Source organism: Methylorubrum populi (genome assembly GCF_002355515.1).
GTDB lineage: Bacteria > Pseudomonadota > Alphaproteobacteria > Rhizobiales > Beijerinckiaceae > Methylobacterium > Methylobacterium populi_A.
In genome coordinates this window covers 4,063,743-4,081,040 of sequence record NZ_AP014809.1, presented here as the reverse complement: position 1 = coordinate 4,081,040, position 17,298 = coordinate 4,063,743, and the positions used below count along the sequence as shown (strand labels likewise).

The 17,298-nt window shown below is 71.3% G+C and carries 13 protein-coding genes; 6 read left to right on the top strand and 7 right to left on the bottom strand.

Annotation, left to right across the window (positions count from 1 at the left end; all coding sequences use genetic code 11):
* Positions 1–322: 322 nt before the first annotated feature.
* Positions 323–1,351 (bottom strand): GlxA family transcriptional regulator, encoded by a 1,029-nt coding sequence (locus MPPM_RS18820; protein ID WP_096486372.1) that lies wholly within the window; start codon positions 1,349–1,351, stop codon positions 323–325.
* 437 nt (positions 1,352–1,788) lie between these two features.
* Between MPPM_RS18820 and MPPM_RS18815 the strand changes: the two genes are divergently transcribed.
* The 6 genes from MPPM_RS18815 to MPPM_RS18790 all read left to right on the top strand — a co-directional run bounded on the left by MPPM_RS18815 (position 1,789) and on the right by MPPM_RS18790 (position 9,026).
* The gene (locus MPPM_RS18815; protein WP_096486371.1) at positions 1,789–3,042 is read left to right on the top strand and encodes a sarcosine oxidase subunit beta family protein; all 1,254 of its coding nucleotides are present in this window, start codon (positions 1,789–1,791) and stop codon (positions 3,040–3,042) included.
* A gap of 18 nt (positions 3,043–3,060) precedes the next feature.
* Complete coding sequence (locus MPPM_RS18810) at positions 3,061–3,357, top strand: sarcosine oxidase subunit delta (RefSeq protein ID WP_096486370.1); 297 nt, start codon at positions 3,061–3,063, stop codon at positions 3,355–3,357.
* A gap of 1 nt (position 3,358) precedes the next feature.
* Positions 3,359–6,346, top strand: a complete 2,988-nt coding sequence (locus MPPM_RS18805) for a sarcosine oxidase subunit alpha family protein (RefSeq protein ID WP_096486369.1) — start codon at positions 3,359–3,361, stop codon at positions 6,344–6,346.
* A complete protein-coding gene (locus MPPM_RS18800; RefSeq protein WP_096486368.1) occupies positions 6,339–6,929 on the top strand; it encodes a sarcosine oxidase subunit gamma in 591 nt (196 codons plus the stop codon). Before MPPM_RS18805 ends, MPPM_RS18800 begins: the two co-directional genes overlap by 8 nt.
* 154 nt (positions 6,930–7,083) lie before the next feature.
* Positions 7,084–8,445 carry an L-serine ammonia-lyase gene (locus MPPM_RS18795; RefSeq protein WP_096486367.1) on the top strand — a complete coding sequence of 454 codons (1,362 nt, stop codon included), beginning with the start codon at positions 7,084–7,086 and terminating at the stop codon, positions 8,443–8,445.
* A gap of 326 nt (positions 8,446–8,771) precedes the next feature.
* Positions 8,772–9,026 carry a YjiS-like domain-containing protein gene (locus tag MPPM_RS18790; RefSeq protein WP_244573343.1) on the top strand — a complete coding sequence of 85 codons (255 nt, stop codon included), beginning with the start codon at positions 8,772–8,774 and terminating at the stop codon, positions 9,024–9,026.
* A 258-nt stretch (positions 9,027–9,284) separates the two neighbouring features.
* Here the strand turns inward: MPPM_RS18790 and MPPM_RS18780 are convergent, their stop codons facing one another.
* From MPPM_RS18780 to MPPM_RS18755, 6 genes are all read right to left on the bottom strand, one after another.
* Positions 9,285–9,794, bottom strand: a complete 510-nt coding sequence (locus MPPM_RS18780; protein ID WP_096486366.1) for a prolyl-tRNA synthetase associated domain-containing protein — start codon at positions 9,792–9,794, stop codon at positions 9,285–9,287.
* Between the two features lie 20 nt (positions 9,795–9,814).
* A complete protein-coding gene (locus MPPM_RS18775; protein ID WP_096486365.1) occupies positions 9,815–10,609 on the bottom strand; it encodes an adenine nucleotide alpha hydrolase family protein in 795 nt (264 codons plus the stop codon).
* On the bottom strand, positions 10,606–11,832 hold the full coding sequence (locus MPPM_RS18770; protein ID WP_096486364.1) for an electron transfer flavoprotein subunit alpha/FixB family protein: 1,227 nt from the start codon (positions 11,830–11,832) through the stop codon (positions 10,606–10,608). Before MPPM_RS18770 ends, MPPM_RS18775 begins: the two co-directional genes overlap by 4 nt.
* Positions 11,829–13,727, bottom strand: coding sequence for a DUF3483 domain-containing protein (locus MPPM_RS18765; RefSeq protein ID WP_096486363.1), 1,899 nt, complete (start codon positions 13,725–13,727; stop codon positions 11,829–11,831). The genes MPPM_RS18770 and MPPM_RS18765 overlap by 4 nt, the downstream gene beginning before the upstream one ends.
* 273 nt (positions 13,728–14,000) lie before the next feature.
* Positions 14,001–16,043 (bottom strand): NADH:flavin oxidoreductase, encoded by a 2,043-nt coding sequence (locus MPPM_RS18760; protein WP_096486362.1) that lies wholly within the window; start codon positions 16,041–16,043, stop codon positions 14,001–14,003.
* 125 nt (positions 16,044–16,168) lie between these two features.
* Positions 16,169–17,296, bottom strand: coding sequence for an FAD-binding oxidoreductase (locus MPPM_RS18755; protein WP_096486361.1), 1,128 nt, complete (start codon positions 17,294–17,296; stop codon positions 16,169–16,171).
* Positions 17,297–17,298 lie beyond the last annotated feature (2 nt).

The window sequence follows — 17,298 nt, the reverse complement described above, 5'->3', positions numbered from 1 at the left end:
CCGCGTGCCGGCCGCCGGATCGCCGAGCGGAGGGGCGAGCCCTACGCCCCTCGAGATCGCGGCACCGGGGGTCTCCCGATGCGGCATCGTCAGACTGAAGAACCCCCGGTGACGGACGCCGTGTCCCGGGAGCGATGTCGCAGGGACCGGGCAACGCTCGGAGGCGGTCGCAGCCATCAGGCTCGGCGGCGAAGGCCGGGCCGCGTTTCCGGTGCTCTTGATGGGCCGCCGGGGCAGCCCTCGCGGCCGGTGCGGCGCCTTTGATCGCTGCGGCTCTCAGATCATCGCGGCGCCGGGAACGCCGCGCGCTGCCGCGAAAGGCTCAGGCGCGCGCGCCCTGCGCCTGCACGATCTTCCGCTCCGCGCTCGGCGGCTGCCCGAAGCAGTCGAGATAGGCCTTCGAGAAGTGCGAGGCCGAGGTGAAGCCGCACTCGAACGCCACCGAGAGCAGCGGCATCGCCGTCTGCCGGATCAGGGTGCGGGCGTGTTCCAGGCGGATGCGCAGGTAGTGCTTGGCCGGCGAGCGGCCGAGATACTTCAGGAACAGCCGCTCGAGTTGGCGGGTCGAGAGCTGCACCGCGTCGGCGAGTTCCTGGCTGCCGAGCGGCTCGGCGAGGGACGTCTCCATCAGCCCCACCACACGCAGCAGCTTGGGATGCGAGACGCCGAGGCGCATGCGCAGATCCATCCGCTGGCGCTCGCCGGATTCGCGGATGCGGTGGTGGATGAGCTGGTCGGCGACCTCCGAGGCCACGCTCGGCCCGTGGTCGCGCATGATCAGCGACAGCATCATGTCGGCCGCCGCGGTTCCGCCGGCGCAGGTGAAGCGGTTGCGGTCGATCTCGAACAGCTCCGAGCCGATCTCCAGCCCGTCATGCTCGGAGACGAGGCCCGGCAGGTTCTCCCAATGGATCGTCGCCCGGTATCCGTCGAGCAGACCGGCCTTGGCCAGCACGTAGGTGCCCGTGCAGACCGCCCCGACCGCCGCCCCGCGGGCGCTGCACCGGCGCAGGGCCGAATGCAGCGCGCGGTGGTCCGGCCTCTGGATGTCGATGCCGCCGCACACGACCATCATGTCGAAATCCTGCGCGTCGCAGAAGCGACCCGCGACCTTGACCTCGATCCCGTTCGAGGCGGTGCACTTGCTCCCGTCCTCCGACCACAGCGAGAAACGGTAGAGGTCGCGTCCGACCGCGCGGTTGGCGAGCCGCAGGGGCTCGATCGCCGAGGAGAAGGCGATCATCGAGAAGCGGTCGACCAGCATGAAGCCGACGGAGAGGGCTCTCCCCGCGACCGCCTCGTTCGCGGTCAGCCCATTGGCCGGGCCCGTCTCCCCGGCGGCTATCGTCATTTCCATCCCGACCACCGTTTGTCGGCCTCGCGCCGCGGCTTGGTGGGCAATTCACGTGCCGCGCCGACCCTTGCGCCGGCTGGGGAGCGATTCAGGATCGCCCCGACCGTGACCGGCGCCGTCGATCGAACGGGGCGCGTCCGCCGAGGCGGCGCCCACACCGGAACTTAATCTCCGATCGTCTGGCGTATGCAATAGAATAATTCTTGTTCGACCGCCCGCTCACGGCCGCGTGATCGACGTGACCTCGAATCTATCGAGCGGATGGCAGGCCGAAGTCTTTCGCCGAACATCGGCTGTCGAGCCGGCTGCGGGCCGGGCGGAGAGGAGATGCGGGGACATCGATCGAAGTCGGGAATCCCAAACTCCCGGTCGCCACCGATCAAGCCCCGCCGCGGCGCGCGGACCATGATCCGTCAACACCGCGAGGTCGACCGATGCGCCGCTTCTCCCTCACGTCGCTGCTCTCCGAATCCCTGCGGGGCCATACCGGCTGGGGTCGCCAGTGGCGCGCCCCCGAGCCCAAGCCCCGTTACGACGTCGTCATCGTCGGCGGCGGCGGCCATGGGCTGGCGACCGCCTATTATCTCGCCACGGTGCACGGCATCACCAACGTGGCGGTGCTGGAGAAGGGCTGGATCGGCGGCGGCAATACCGGCCGCAACACCACGATCATCCGCTCCAACTACCTCTACGACGAGAGCGCGGCGATGTACGAGCACGCGCTCAAGCTCTGGGAGGGACTGTCCCAGGAGCTGAACTACAACATCATGTTCTCCCAGCGCGGCGTGTTGATGCTCGCGCACAACATCCACGACGTCCAGAGCTTCAAGCGCCACGTCTACGCCAACCGTCTCAACGGCATCGACAACGAGTGGCTCTCGAAGGAGGAGTGCAAGGCGTTCTGTCCGCCGCTCGATATCTCGGGCTCCTTGCGCTACCCGGTGCTCGGCGGGGCGCTCCAGCGCCGGGCCGGCACCGCCCGCCACGACGCGGTGGCCTGGGGCTATGCCCGCGGCGCCGACGACCGCGGCGTCGACATCATCCAGAACTGCGAGGTCACCGGCATCCGCCGTGACGCCTTCGGCAGGGCGGTCGGCGTCGAGACCACGCGCGGCTTCATCGGCGCCGGCCGGATCGGCGTGGTCGCCGCCGGCCACACCTCGACCCTGATGTCCATGGCCGGCGTGTCGATGCCGCTGGAGAGCTACCCGCTCCAGGCGCTGGTCTCCGAGCCGGTCAAGCCGTGCTTCCCCTGCGTGGTGATGTCGAACGCGGTGCACGCCTACCTGTCGCAATCCGACAAGGGCGAACTGGTGATCGGCGCCGGCACCGACCAGTACACCTCCTACAGCCAGCAGGGCGGCCTCCACATCACCACCCACACGCTCGACGCGATCTGCGAGCTCTTTCCGCAATTCACCCGGATGCGGATGCTGCGCTCCTGGGGCGGCATCGTCGACGTGACGCCCGACCGCTCGCCGATCATCGGCAAGACCCCGGTCGAGAACCTGTTCGTCAATTGCGGCTGGGGCACCGGCGGCTTCAAGGCGACCCCGGGCTCGGGCCACGTCTTCGCCCATACGCTCGCGACGGGCACGCCGCACGCGATCAACGCGCCCTTCACCCTCGACCGGTTCCGCACCGGCCGCCTCATCGACGAGGCCGCCGCCGCGGCCGTCGCGCACTGATCGCCCGGAGGCCGAACCATGCTGCTGATCGCCTGCCCCCATTGCGGCAAACGGCCCGAGACCGAGTTCCGGTGCGGCGGCCAAGCCCATATCGCCCGGCCCGCCGACCCGATGACCGTCGATGACGGCGCCTGGAGCGAGCACCTGTTCGTGCGCGCCAACCCCAAGGGCGTGCATGCCGAGCGCTGGTGCCACGTCCACGGCTGCGGCCGCTGGTTCAATGCGCTCCGCGACACGATCAGCGACCGCTTCATCGAGACCTATCCGATGGGGGCGAAGCCCACCCAATCCCCCCAGAGCGAGACGAGGGCGTGAGATGGCACAGCCGTTCAGATTGTCCCGCGGCGGACGCATCGACCGCACCCGCCCCATCGTCTTCGCGTTCAACGGCAAGCCGGTCCACGGATTTGCCGGCGACACCGTCGCCTCGGCGCTCATCGCCAACGGCATCCACCTCGTCGGGCGCTCGTTCAAGTACCACCGCCCCCGCGGCATCCTGAGCCACGGCCCCGACGAGCCGAGCGCGCTGCTCTCGGTCGATCGCGGCCCCGGCCGGGTCGATCCGAACAACCGCGCCTCCGTGGTCGAGGCACGCTCGGGCCTGCGCACGACCTCGCAGAACCACTGGCCCTCGCTCGACTTCGATGTCGGCGCGGTCAACGACCTGTTGTCGCCGGTCTTCGTCGCGGGCTTCTACTACAAGACCTTCATGTGGCCGCGGAGGTTCTGGGACCGGGTCTACGAGCCCTTCATCCGTGCCGCCGCCGGTCTCGGCAAGGCGCCGACGGTGGCCGATCCCGACCGCTACGCCAACCGCCACGCCCATTGCGACGTGCTGATCGTCGGCGCCGGCCCGGCGGGGCTCGCCGCGGCGCTTGCCGCCGCGCGCACCGGCAAGCGGGTCATCCTCGCCGACGAGGGCGCGGAGCCCGGCGGCTCGCTCCTGCACGACACCACCTCGCAGATCGACGGCCGCCCGGCGGCGGCCTGGCTCGCCGAGACGCTGGCCGACCTCGATGGCCGCGAGAACGTCATCCTGCTGCCCCGCACCACCGCCTTCGGCTATTACAACCACAACCACGTGGCGATGACCGAGCGCGTCACCGACCACCTCACCTCCGCCGCGGGCCAGGCGCCCCGCGAGCGCCTGTGGCAGGTGCGCGCCGAGCAGGTGGTGCTCGCCGGCGGCTCGCACGAGCGCCCGCTCGTCTTCGCCGACAACGACCGGCCGGGCATCCTGCTCGCCGAGAGCGTGCGGGTGTTCCTCAACCGCTACGGCGTGGCGCCGGGCCGCCGGCTCGTCTTCGCCACCAGCGGCGCCTCCGCCTACCGGGCCGCGCTCGATGCGCGCGCGGCGGGCCTCGACGTCACCCTCGTCGATCTGCGCCTGGAAGCGGATTGCGGTCCGGAGCTGGCGCAGCTGCGCGGGGCCGGGGCCGAGGTGTTGACCGGCCACACCGTGGTCGGATCGAAGGGCCGGAAGCGCGTCACGGGTCTCATTGTGGCGCCTGTCGGGAGCGACGGCCGGTGCGGCGGCCGTCGCCTTCTCGCTTGCGACTGCGTCGGCATGTCCGGCGGCTGGACGCCCGCCGTCCACCTGTTCTCGCAGTCGCGCGGCAAGCTGCGCTACGACGACGCCATCGATGCCTTCGTGCCGAACATCTCGGCTCAAGGAGAGCGCTCGGCCGGCGCGGCCCGCGGCACCTACGATCTCGCCGCCTGCGTCAACGAAGGTTTCGCCGCCGGCGCCGCCGCCGCGGGCTCCGACGAGCGGCAGGAGGTCCGGGCGACGCCGACGCTGACCGGCTTCCAGCCGGTGCGGATCATGCCGACCGATGCGAACCCGACCAAGGTGCGCGCCTTCGTCGACTACCAGAACGACGTCACCGCCAAGGACATCAAGCTCGCGGTCCGCGAGGGCTTCCAGTCGATCGAGCACGTCAAGCGCTACACCACGACCGGCATGGCGACCGACCAGGGCAAGACCTCGAACATGAACGCGCTCGGCATCGTCGCCGGGCAGCTCGACAAGGCCCTGCCGGCAGTCGGCACCACCACCTTCCGCCCGCCCTACACCCCGGTGACCTTCGGCGCGCTGGTGGGGCCCGCCCGCCATGCCCTATTCGATCCGATCCGCACCACGCCGATCCACGAATGGGCCGAGGCCCACGGCGCCCTGTTCGAGAACGTCGCCCTGTGGCGGCGCGCCTGGTACTTCCCAAAGGCCGGCGAGGACCTTCACGCGGCGGTCGCCCGCGAGTGCAAGGCGGTGCGCGAGGGGGTCGGCATCTTCGACGCCTCGACGCTGGGCAAGATCGAGATCGTCGGCCGGGACGCGGCCGAGTTCATGAACCGCCTCTACATCAACCCCTGGACCAAGCTCGCCCCCGGGCGCTGCCGCTACGGGCTGATGCTGAAGGAGGACGGCTACATCCTCGACGACGGCGTCGTCGCCCGCGTCTCGGATGAATGCTTCCACGTCACCACGACGACCGGCGGCGCCGCACGGGTGCTGGCCCACATGGAGGACTATCTCCAGACCGAGTGGCCGGAGCTCGAGGTCTTCCTGACCTCGACCACCGAGCAATGGGCGGTGATCGCGCTCCAGGGCCCGAAGGCGCGCGACGTGATCGCCCCGCTGGTCGACGGCATCGACCTTTCGCCGGAGGCCTTCCCGCACATGGCGATGCGCTCGGGCACGATCTGCGGCGTGCCGACCCGGCTGTTCCGGGTCTCGTTCACCGGCGAACTCGGCTTCGAGATCAACGTGCCCGCCGACCATGCCCGCGCGGTCTGGGAGGCGGTGTTCGAGGCGGGCCGGACCCACGGCATCACGCCCTACGGCACCGAGACGATGCACGTCCTGCGCGCCGAGAAGGGCTACATCATCGTCGGCCAGGAGACTGACGGCACGGTGACCCCGGACGATGTCGGCATGGCCGGGATGATCCCGAAGGCCAAGGGCGACTTCGTCGGCAAGCGCTCCCTGGCGCGCCCCGACGTGGTGGCCTCGGGCCGCAAGCAGCTCGTCGGGCTCGTGACCGACGATCCGGGGCTCGTCCTCGACGAGGGCGCGCAGATCGTCACCGACCCGAACCAGCCGATCCCGATGCGCATGCTCGGCCACGTCACGTCGAGCTACTGGAGCGCCAATTGCGGCCGCTCCATCGCGCTCGCCCTGGTCGAGGGCGGCCGCGAGCGGATGAACGGCCACCTCCACGTCACCACGCCGGACGGCTTCACCCGCGTCACCGTCTGCGAACCGGTCTTCTTCGACGTCAAGGGGGAGCGCATCAATGCTTGAGACCCGCTACCGCGCCGCCCGCGCCCTGCCGCTCGGCGCCGTCGCCCGCCCCGCCGCCACCGGTTCGGGCGTCTCGGTCCGGCCCGCCGGCGCCGAGACGCGCTTCTCCCTGAGGGTGCGCCTCGCCGCCGGCACCGCTCCGAAGGTGGCCGGGATCGCGCTCGGTGCGCCGATCAACACCGTCGGCAGCGACGGCGAGGTCTGGATCGCCCGCCTCGGACCCGACGAGTGGCTCGTCGGCGGCTCGGAAGCCGATGCCGACCTGCTGCAGGGGCGGATCGGCGACGCGCTCGCCGGGCGGCCGCATTCCCTGGTCGACGTCTCCCACCGCAATGTCGGCATCGACGTCTCGGGCCGGCAGGCGGCGGCGGTGCTCAATGCCGGCTGCCCGCTCGACCTGTCCGAGGCCGCCTTCCCGCCGGGCAGCGCCACCCGCACCCTGCTCGGCAAGGCCGAGATCGTGCTGATCCGCGCGAGCGCCGCGCCGCTCTACCGCGTCGAGTGCTGGCGCTCGTTCTCGACCTACGTCCACGGCTTCCTCAATGAGGCCGTGTTCGGGGCCGAAGGCTCCGCCGCGCCGTGATACGGGATTGATACGGGATTGATACACGCTGACGGCGAGACCATCTCCTCGCCGATAGCCCCGCGCGAAATCCCGCCCCCGTCGTGACGCGCGTCTTCCCCTGAGCTTGCATCCGCTCGCGGGCGAGGCGCCTTTCTGGAGAGCAACGGACCCGATGATCAGCACCTTCGATCTGTTCAAGATCGGGATCGGTCCGTCGAGTTCCCACACCGTCGGGCCGATGGTCGCCGCCCGCCGGTTCCGCGAGACCGTGCTGGCCCGCGGCGGCGCCGCCCGGATCAGCGCCGAGATCTACGGCTCGCTGGCCTGGACCGGCCGCGGCCATAGCACCGACGTGGCGATCCTGCTCGGGCTCCTGGGCCACGCGCCCGCCACCATCGATCCGGATCTCACCACATCGCTCTCCGAGGCCCTGCGCCAGACCGGCGATCTCGGCATTACGGGCGTCCATTTCGAGCCTGAGCGCGATCTCGTCTTCAACTTCAAGGACATCCTGCCGCTGCACACCAACGGCATGCGCTTTCGCGCCTACGATGCCGCGGACGCGCTCCTTGAAGACCAGATCTTCTACTCGGTCGGCGGCGGCTTCGTCGTCACCGCCGCGGAAGCCGAGGCCGCCTCGGCCGGGGATGCGGGAGCGGAGCCGCCGCCGCTCGCCTTCGGCAGCGGGCGCGAACTCCTCGACCTGACCCTGCGCACCGGGCTGACGATCCCGCAGATCCAGCTCGCCAACGAACTGACCCTGCGCCCGCGCGATGAGATCGATGCCGGCCTCGACGCGATCCGCGACGCAATGTTCGCCTGTATCGAGCGCGGCCTGCGCATGGACGGCGAGTTGCCCGGCGGCCTGCGGGTGCGGCGGCGTGCCAAGCGTCTCTACGAGTCGCTGGAGGCGACGAAACTCGCCAACAGCCGTCCGGCCCACGAGATCATGGACTGGATCAGCCTCTACGCGCTCGCCGTCAACGAGGAGAACGCGTCGGGCGGCCGGGTGGTGACGGCGCCGACCAACGGCGCGGCCGGCATCGTCCCCGCGGTTTTGCGCTACACCCGCGACTTCTGCCCCGACTGGAACGACGAGCGCGGGCGCGACTTCCTGCTCACCGCCGCCGCCATCGGCGGCCTGATCAAGGCCCGCGCCTCGATCTCGGGGGCGGAGGTCGGTTGCCAGGGCGAGGTCGGCTCGGCGGCGGCGATGGCGGCGGCAGGTCTGACCGCGGCGCTCGGCGGCTCCGCCTTCCAGATCGAGAACGCCGCCGAGATCGCCATGGAGCACCATCTCGGCATGACCTGCGACCCGATCGCCGGCCTCGTCCAGGTGCCCTGCATCGAGCGCAACGCCTTCGGCGCCAACAAGGCGGTGGTGGCGGCCTCGCTCTCGCTCCGCGGCGACGGCCAGCACCGGGTGAGCCTCGATGAGGTGATCGAGACCATGCGCCAGACCGGCCACGACATGCAGGCCAAGTACAAGGAAACCTCGCTCGGCGGGCTCGCCGTCAACGTCGCCGCCTGCTGAGGACACGCTCGGGTTTTCACCCCGCGAAGCGACCGATCGGCCATGGCCGGGCCGTCCCCGATCAATTCGGCCGTGACCGATCCCGCACCCCCTCTTCCGACCCCGGGAGAGGGGTTTTTCGTGTCGCGGGGGCGGATTCTCTCCGGCGCCGCTGCCGGCTGACGATCTACCGAGCGGAGAGTTCATGCATAATAGGCGAGCAAGCTGCTAAAAGATGGACTTTCATGCGCAATGCATGCACATCGAGCAGAGCTGATCCCAAGCATCCGCGCTCCTCCGAGAACTGAAGACGGGTCATAGGAGTGCCGAAGCGGGCCGCCCTCGTCTTGATCAGCGGCGGCACGATCGAGGCTCATCTCATGTTCGGCAAGGTTTTCGAAAGTGTTCGCGCCCGGCTCCGCGCCCGGGCGGAGGAAGAAGTTTTGGCGAACCTCAGCGATGCGGCTCTGGCCGATATCGGCTTGACCCGCGCCGCGCTGCCGGGTCGGCGCTCGCGCCTCGAGCCGGCGCCGCTCGACGCGAAGGCCGGCGAGCCGCTGTTCATGACCTTCGCCTTGCCGATGGCGCTTCAGCGCGCCTGAGCGCCGGCTCGGCCTGACCGATCGGACGCCTCTCGCGAGATGCCCGCGGCGCGACCGGTCATTCGGTGAGGCACTTCTACGCGATCCCATCCGCGACCTCATCCTGAGGTGCTCGCGTCAGCGAGCCTCGAAGGAGGCTTTCAGGGATCGCGGCGCTTTCTGGAGCCCTCCTTCGAGACCTCCGCTTCGCTCCGGCACCTCAGGACGAGGGCGCAGGGCGCAGATAGGCCATCGCCCTCAAACAGGCTCCGAGACCGCTCAGGCTGCCGCGCTCTCCGGCAGGGCCACGGCCGCGGGCTCGTGCCCTTCCGCTCGCAGAACCTCCACGAGATCCGCCGGGACGAGGGAGAGGGTACGCGTGCTGACGAGCGGGTGGATGTTGACCCGCGTCGCGTCCAGCAGGCTGTCCTGGATGAACACCCGCACGCTGCCCGGCGCGGCGTTGAGCGCGGCGAGCGGCGACACCGCCCCGCTCTCGACACCGAGAATCTCCCGCAGCGCCTCGGGGCTCGCGAAGGAGAGGCCGCCCCGCGCGCCGAGCACCGCACGGAACGCCTTCAGATCGACCTGGGCGTCGTGCTGGAGGGTGACGAGGAAGTAGGTCTTCTTCCCGTCGCGCAGGAACAGGTTCTTGGTGTGCGCGCCGGCGATGTCGCCGCAGACCGCCATCATCGCCTCGACGGTAAGGACCGGCGGATGCTCATAGAGCTTGTAGGCGATGCCGCGCTCGCGCAGGCGGGTCAGGAGGTCGTCCGGGCTCAGGGGCATGGAGTGTTGTTCCGCTTGGCTCAGGTCTTCGGTGCCGCCGGCGCGGCGAGGACGCCGATCTGCCGGAGATAGGCCAGGATCTCGCGCGCCGCGTCCTCGGGATCGGGCTGGATCAGGAGCCGGCCGCTCGCGGCCGCACCGGACTCGCCGGTGGCCGCCCTCAGCCGCTCCGCCGCCGAGCCGCCCGCGGGCGCGCCCTTCACGATCTTGGGCCGGCGGCGATAGGGCCGCTCCTCCACCGCGAGGACGGGCCCCGGGATCGCGGCCGGCGCGACCGCAAATGCCGCGACTCGGCCGCGGCGGGCCCGGCCGTAGGCATAGGCAAGCGGGGCGGGGGCGTCCGGGTGGCAGGTGACGACGACCGGCCCTTGCATCAACACACGGCGCAGGGCGCCGCGGCCGAGGCTCTGGTCCAAGCGCAGGGCGCCGTCGACCTCGCGCGCCGCCGCGACCACGTCGGACACCAGGGGGCGCGCGAGGGCGCGGGCCAGGGCGTAGGGCACGAGGCCGCTCTCCTCGCCGCCCTGGCTGCGCCGCCCGGCCAGGACGATGTCGGGGGCGCACGCCGCGAGCCGCGCGGCGAGCGCCGGCACCGGATCGTCGCCGGCCGCGACGGCGATGTGCTCGATGCGCTCGAGGCCCTGGCCCAGCGCCTCGGCGATTGCGGCGGCGTCCGGCCCGGCATGCAGGCCGAAGACTTCGGAGACGTCGCCGAGGCCGGCGGCCATTCGGATCGCCTGCGCCTCGATCCGCGGCAGCACCGGCGCTCCGGAGACGGGATGAAGCCCGGCGGAGAGAAGGACCGCGATCTTCATGACGTTCCCCCGGCCTCCCGACCCGCTTCCGCGGCGAGCAGCCGGAGCAGGGCCGGCATCACCGCCTGCGCGTCCTGCACCACGGCCAGCCCCGCCCGCTCGATCATCGCCGCGTGCAGATCGGTGTTGACCGCCACCACGTGCTCGCAGCCGGCGACGCCCTGGAGGTGCTGCGGCGCGCCGGAGATGCCCAGCGCGAAATAGCAGGTCGCCGCGAGCACCGTGCCCGAGGCGCCGACCTGGGTCTGGCGCGGCATCAGGCCGGCATCGCACAGCACGCGGCTCGCGCCCGGCGTCGCGTGGAGCGCGCTCACCACCTGCCGGAAGGTGTCGAGATCGGTCAGACCGTTGCCGGCCGACACCACGAATTCGGCGAGCGACAGCGGCACCGTCGCCGGGTCGGCCGGGATGCGCGTCGACGACACGATGGTTTTCGGCGTTTCCGGCGGCGTCACCCCCTCGAAGGGGACGGCGCGGGCCTCCCGCGGCGGGCCGGCATAGTCGGCGACCGCGTCCGGCGCCACGGTGGCAAGGCGGGGTGGTGCGAGGCTCTGCTCGACCCGGCGGCCCCGGGCCGGGCGGACGAGCCCCTTCGCGGTCACCACCTCGGCATGGGTGAAAAGCGCCTCATCCAGGCTCACCGCGATGCGCCGGGCGAGATCGCCGCCGTCGAGGGATTCCGGGAACAGGGCGTGGCGCGCTCCCAGGCTCGCGAGCGCCGTCTCGATCCTGGCGGCCCGGCCCGCCGGATCGTAGCTCTCCGCGGGCTCGAGCCGGAGCACCCGGTCGGTGCCCGCCGCGCCGAGTCCCTCGCAGGCGCCTTCCACGATGACCGCGACGGCGCCCTCGCGGCCGGCGAGCGCCCGGGCCGCGCCGAGCACCTGCCGGTCGTGGCCCGAGAGGCGGCCGCCGGGCGCGTCCGGCACCACCGCGACAAGGAAGGCGGGCGTCTCGACGACGACGGTCTTCGGCGCCTCGGCGACGGGCGCGGACCGGGGTGCGGCGGTGACGGCCTCGCCGACCGGGCGGCCGATCTGGCTGAGGTCGTAGCGCAGCCGGACCCCGGCGCCGACGCGCTGCGCCGCGCGCTCGGCCCGCGGATCGCGGCGCGGCCGGCCGGAACCGGTCGCCCGGCGCGTGCGGTCGTAGCGGGGACGGGGGCCCTCGCCGGCGAGGAAGGCGGCCGCCCGCTCGGCCCGCGGGTCGCGGCGGGGGCGGCTCATCGGCCCGCCTCCACCGCCTGGAGCAGGAGTTCGGCCACGTCGCGGATCTCCGCCTTGCGGTCGGTCACGCCCTCCAGCATCGCCGTGCAGGAGGGGCAGGCCACCGCCACGATCCCGGCGCCGGTCTCGTCGGCCTGGGCCATGCGGAGGTCGGGGATGCGGCGCTCGCCCGGCACGTCGCTCACCGGCGCGCCGCCGCCGCCGCCGCAGCACATCGCCCGGCGCCCGGAGCGGGTCATCTCGCTGCGGGCGACGCCGATCGCGTCGAGGACGGCGCGGGGCGCCTCGGTCTCCCCATTGTAGCGGGCGAGGTAGCAGGGGTCGTGATAGGTCACCGAGAGGTCCGGCAGGCGGCCGGGGTTGAGCTTGCCCGCCCGGATCAGCTCCAGCAGGAAGGCGGTGTGGTGCACGACCGTGTAACGGCCGCCGAGCGCCGGGTACTCGTTGCGGAGCGCATGCAGCGCGTGCGGGTCGGCGGTGACGATCCGCTCGAACCGGTATTTCGCGAGCGTCGCGATGTTCTCCCGCGCCAGCGCCTGGAAGGTTGCCTCGTCGCCGAGCCGCCGGGCGAGGTCGCCGGTGTCGCGCTCCTCCGGGCCGAGCACCGCGAAATCGACCTTCGCCTCGCGCAGCAGCCGCACCAGGGCCCGGAGCGAGCGGCCGTAGCGCAGATCGTAGGCGCCCTCGCCGAGCCAGAGCAGGATCTCGGCCTGCCCACGATCGGCGATGCGCGGCAGCGCGACGCCGGCGGCGAAATCGGTGCGGGAGGCCAGCGGCCGGCCGCCGGGGTCGCCGGCCTGGCGCAGTTCGGTGACCGGCCCAACCGCCTTCTCGGGCAGCGCCCCCTGCTCCAGGGTCTGGTGACGGCGCAAGCTCACCACGGCGTCGACATGCTCGATCATCATCGGGCATTCCTCGACGCAGGCGCGGCAGGTGGTGCAGGACCACAAAGTGTCCGGGTGGATGCGCGCGTCCGGCCCGATCAGCCGGGCCAGCGCCCCGCGCTCGCCTTGCCCCGCCCGGCCGCCGGGATAGGGGTTGCCGGCATAGGCCGGCTCGGCCGGGGAGAGGCCGGCGACGAGATCCTGAATCAGCTTCTTCGGGTTCAGCGGCTGGCCGGCGGCGAAGGCCGGGCAGGCGATCTCGCAGCGCCCGCAAGACACGCAGGCGTCGTAGGAGAGCAGTCGGTTCCAGGTGAAGTCGGCGGGCATCTCCGAGCCGAGCCGGGGCGCGTCGAGGTCGAGGGGCTGGAGCGCGGTGTCGGGCCGGCCCTCGAACCGGCCGGGCCGGGGATGGGCGACGAGGTGAAGCGCGCCGGCCGCCGCGTGGCGCATCGGCCCGTGGCGCACCTCGAAGGCCAGGCCGAGGCCGCCCGCCGCCGCCAGCGCCAGGGCGAGGGAGCCGAACAGGCCGCCGCCGCCGAAGGCCAGCAGCAGCGCGGTCAGCGTGCCGCCGACGGCGTAGGCGACGAGGAGGAACGGCAGGATCTGGAAGCGCCCGGCGGAAAGGCGCTTCTGTCTCAATGGATAGCGCCGCGCGCCGACGAGCAGGGAGCCCACCGCCGTCACGCCGAAGGCTAAAGCCACGAGGAACCAGTAGGGCCGGAAGTTGGCGATCGGCGGCAGGATCGCGAGCGCCGTCAGGATCGAGGCCGCGAGCAGGCCGCCGGCCACGACCGCGTGCATGCGCGAGGCGTAAGGATCGCGGGCCACGACGTGGTGGACATCGACGAGGTAGCGCTGGGGCAGTTTGGCGAGCCCGTCGAGCCACGCCACCGGCGCCGACGCGCCGACGCGCCAGAGCGCGGCCCGGCGCGAGACCTGAACCAGGGCGAGCGCCGCCATCAGCCAGACGAGGCCGGGAAACACCGTGGTCAGGGGGGCGACGCTGGTCATGACGGTGGGCCTAAGGGCTGGGCGACAGTTCCGGACGAGGCTTACGCGGACCGTGCATCCCCTCTCCCCGCACGCGGGGAGAGGGTCGCGACGACCCTGTCGTCGGCGCGACGAGGCGGCAGCCGAGGGTGAGGGGGCCTATCCGGAGGAGGCTCATCCTGGGACGCCCCCTCACCGCCGCTTCGGCTTCGCCTCCGCTTCCGGCCTGCACGACAAGGTGCAGGCCGGCCTCTCCCCGCGTGCGGGGAGAGGGGGGATCCCGCTGCGGCCGGATCAAAGATCCTTGCACAACCGCAGGGCGTCGTAGATCGCCGCGTGGATGTTGCGGCCCGAGACCGCATCGCCGATGCGGTAGAGGGCGTAGCCCTTCGACAGGTCGTAGGGCTGCGGCTCGCCGCGCAGGACCGCGTCCTGATCGGTCTGGCCCTGGTTGACGGAAGGCCCCTTCAAGCCGTGGTAGAGCGCATCCACCGGCAGCGTGCCGTGATCGACCACCACGCGGTCGACGACCCGCTCCTCCTCGGCATCGGTCATGGTGTTGCGAAGCGCCGCCACCAGCCGGTTGCCCTCCGGATAGATCTCGATCAGCTCCATGTTCGGCGTCATCACCACGCCGAGCTTGTACAATTCGCGCAGATGGATCGGCTGGTTCGTGGTGCCGACCTCCTCTGCCACCATGCGGTCGTGGGTGGCGATCTCGACGAGGCAGCCGCGCTTGGCCAGTTGCTCGGCCACCGAGGCCGCGTTGTGCTGACCCATCTCGTCGTAGAGCAGGACCGAGCCGGTGGGCTCGACGGCGCCGGTCAGCACCTCGGCGGTGGTCACCGCGTGCTGCGCGGCGCCCTTGGCGTGGCCGCGGAACGGGGTGCCGCCGGTGGCGACGATGACCACGTCGGGCTTTTCCGCCAGCACCGCCTCTTCCGTCGCCTCGGTGTTGAGGCGCAGTTCAACGCCGAGCTTGGTCACCTGGGCCACCAGCCAGCGGGTGATGCCCGACATCGCCTCGCGCCAGCCGGCCTTGGCCGCGATGCCGATCTGGCCGCCGGCAACCGCGCTCTTCTCGAACAGCACCACCGCGTGGCCGCGCTCGGCGCAGACGCGGGCCGCCTCCAGCCCGCCGGGGCCAGCGCCGATCACCACCACGCGGCGGCGCACATCCGCCTTACGGATCTCGTGGGGCATGCTCGCCTCGCGGCCGGTGGCGGCGTTCTGGATGCAGAGCGCGTCGCCGCCGACATAGATCCGGTCGATGCAGTAGCCCGCGCCGACGCATTGCCGGATGTCGTCGGCCCGGCCCTCGGAGAGCTTCCTGACCAGATGTGGGTCGGCGATGTGGGCGCGGGTCATCGCCACCATGTCGACATGGCCTTCCGCGACGGCGCGGGCGGCGGTGGCGAGATCGGTGATGCGCTGGGCGTGGAAGACCGGCACGTCGACCTCGCGCTTGATCGCGCTCGGCAGGAACAGGAACGGCGCCACGGGGAAGGACATGTTCGGCAGCGAGATCGCGTGGGCGATGTGGTCGCGCGCCTGGCCGCCGAGGATGTTGAGGAAGTCCACCAGTCCACGCTTGGCGTATTCGGCGGCGATCGTCAGGCAATCCTCCTGGCTGAGGCCGTCGGCGATCATCTCGTCGCCGGACATCCGGATGCCGATGACGTAGTCGTCGCCCGCTTCCGCGCGCATCGCCTCCAGCACCTCGATGCCGAAGCGCATCCGGTTCTCCAGGCTGCCGCCGTACTTGTCGGTGCGCTGGTTGACGGACGGCGACCAGAACTGGTCGATCAGGTGGCCGTGGGCGGCCGAGACCTCGCAGCCGTCGAGCCCGCCCTCGCGGCAGCGGCGCGCGGCTTGCGCAAAGCTCTTGACGATGCGGGCAATGTCCTCCGCCTCCATCTCCTTCGGGATGGTGCGGGAGGCGGGCTCGCGCCGGGGCGAGGGCGAGACGGTGGGGAGCCAGTGCTCGGTGTCCCACTTGGTGCGCCGGCCCATATGGGTGAGCTGGATCATCAGCTTGCCGCCGTGGGCGTGCACCCGGTCGGAGAATCGCTGGAAGAACGGAATCACCGAGTCGTCGGCGACCGAGATCTGGTTCCAGGGCGCGGCCGGGCTGTCGACGGCGACCGAGGAGGAACCGCCGAACATGGTGAGCCCGATGCCGCCCTTGGCCTTTTCGGCGTGGTAGAGCTGGTAGCGCTCCTGCGGCTTGCCGTCCCGGCCGTAGCCGGGGGCGTGGCTCGTGGACATCACCCGGTTGCGGATGGTGAGGCCCTTGATGGTCAGCGGCTTCAAGAGCGCGTCGGCATTGGCGATCACGGGACGACTCCCGAAGGTTTTTTGGAGCGAGTCTTTGGGTTCGGACGCGCCGTCGGCGCGCTCTAGAGCATCATCCCGAAAGGTGGTTTGCGGCTTTCGGAAAAAGATGATGCAAAAACAGAAGCCTAGCGCTCGACGACGAGGTCGCTCGTCGGCTTGGAGCAGCAGAGCAGCGCCATACCGGCATCGATCTCGCGCTGGCGGATGCCGCCCGCATGGGTCATCGCGACGGTGCCCTTGGTGAGCTTCGACTTGCAGGTGCCGCACAGGCCCTTGGCGCAGGACGAGGGCAGCCGGATGCCGGCCTTGCGGGCGGCGTCGAGCACGGTCTCGTTCTCGGGGCATTCGAGCACGCGCCGGGTCTTGGCGAACTCGACCCGGAAGGTGCGCACGCCGCCCGCGGGCGCGGCCTCGGCATCGAGTTCCTTCTCGGCTTCCTCCGCCGCCGCCTGCTCAGGCTGCGACAGCTCGCCGAAGTCGAAGCTCTCCTGATGGTGCCGGGCCATGTCGAAGCCGGCATCGTTCAGCATCGCTCGCACAGCGTCCATGTAGGGCTTGGGGCCGCAGACGAAGATTTCCCGGTCGGGGAAGTCCGGCACCACTTGGCGCAGGATGTCGAGCGAGAGCCGGCCCTTCGGCCCCGTCCAGGTATCGCCGGCGGAATCGGCCTCGCAGACCGCGTGGAAGCCAAAGCCCTTGTCGAGCCGCGCCATCGTCTCGAGTTCTTGGCGGAACACGATGTCGGCGGGCGAGCGGGCGGAGTGGACGAAGGCCACGTCGCGGGGCTCGGCCAAATCGTGAAACGTGCGCGCCATCGACATCATCGGCGTGACGCCGCTGCCGCCGGACAGGAGCAGGTATTTTTTGGCCGGATGGGTGAAGCAGGAGAACTCGCCCATCGGCCCGAGCGCGCGGACGGTGTCGCCGGGCCTCAGATTGTCGTGCAGCCAGTTCGAGACCGGGCCGCCGGGCACGCGCTTGACCGTGAACGAGACCGCGTGCGGCCGGGTCGGTGCCGAGGAGACCGTGTAGCAGCGGTGGAGGGTCTCGCCGCCGATCTCGAACGAGAAGGTCAGGAACTGGCCCGGGGCGTAGGCGAACAGCCGCGGCTCACGCGGCGCCAGCACGAAGGTCTTCACGTCGTGCGTCTCGTCGCGCACGGCGAGGCAGACCAGTCGGTCGTCGGCCTCCGCATCCCAGGGCGCGGAGGCCGCGAGCCGCGCGGCGGCCGGTTCGGAGGAGGCCGGGGCCATGG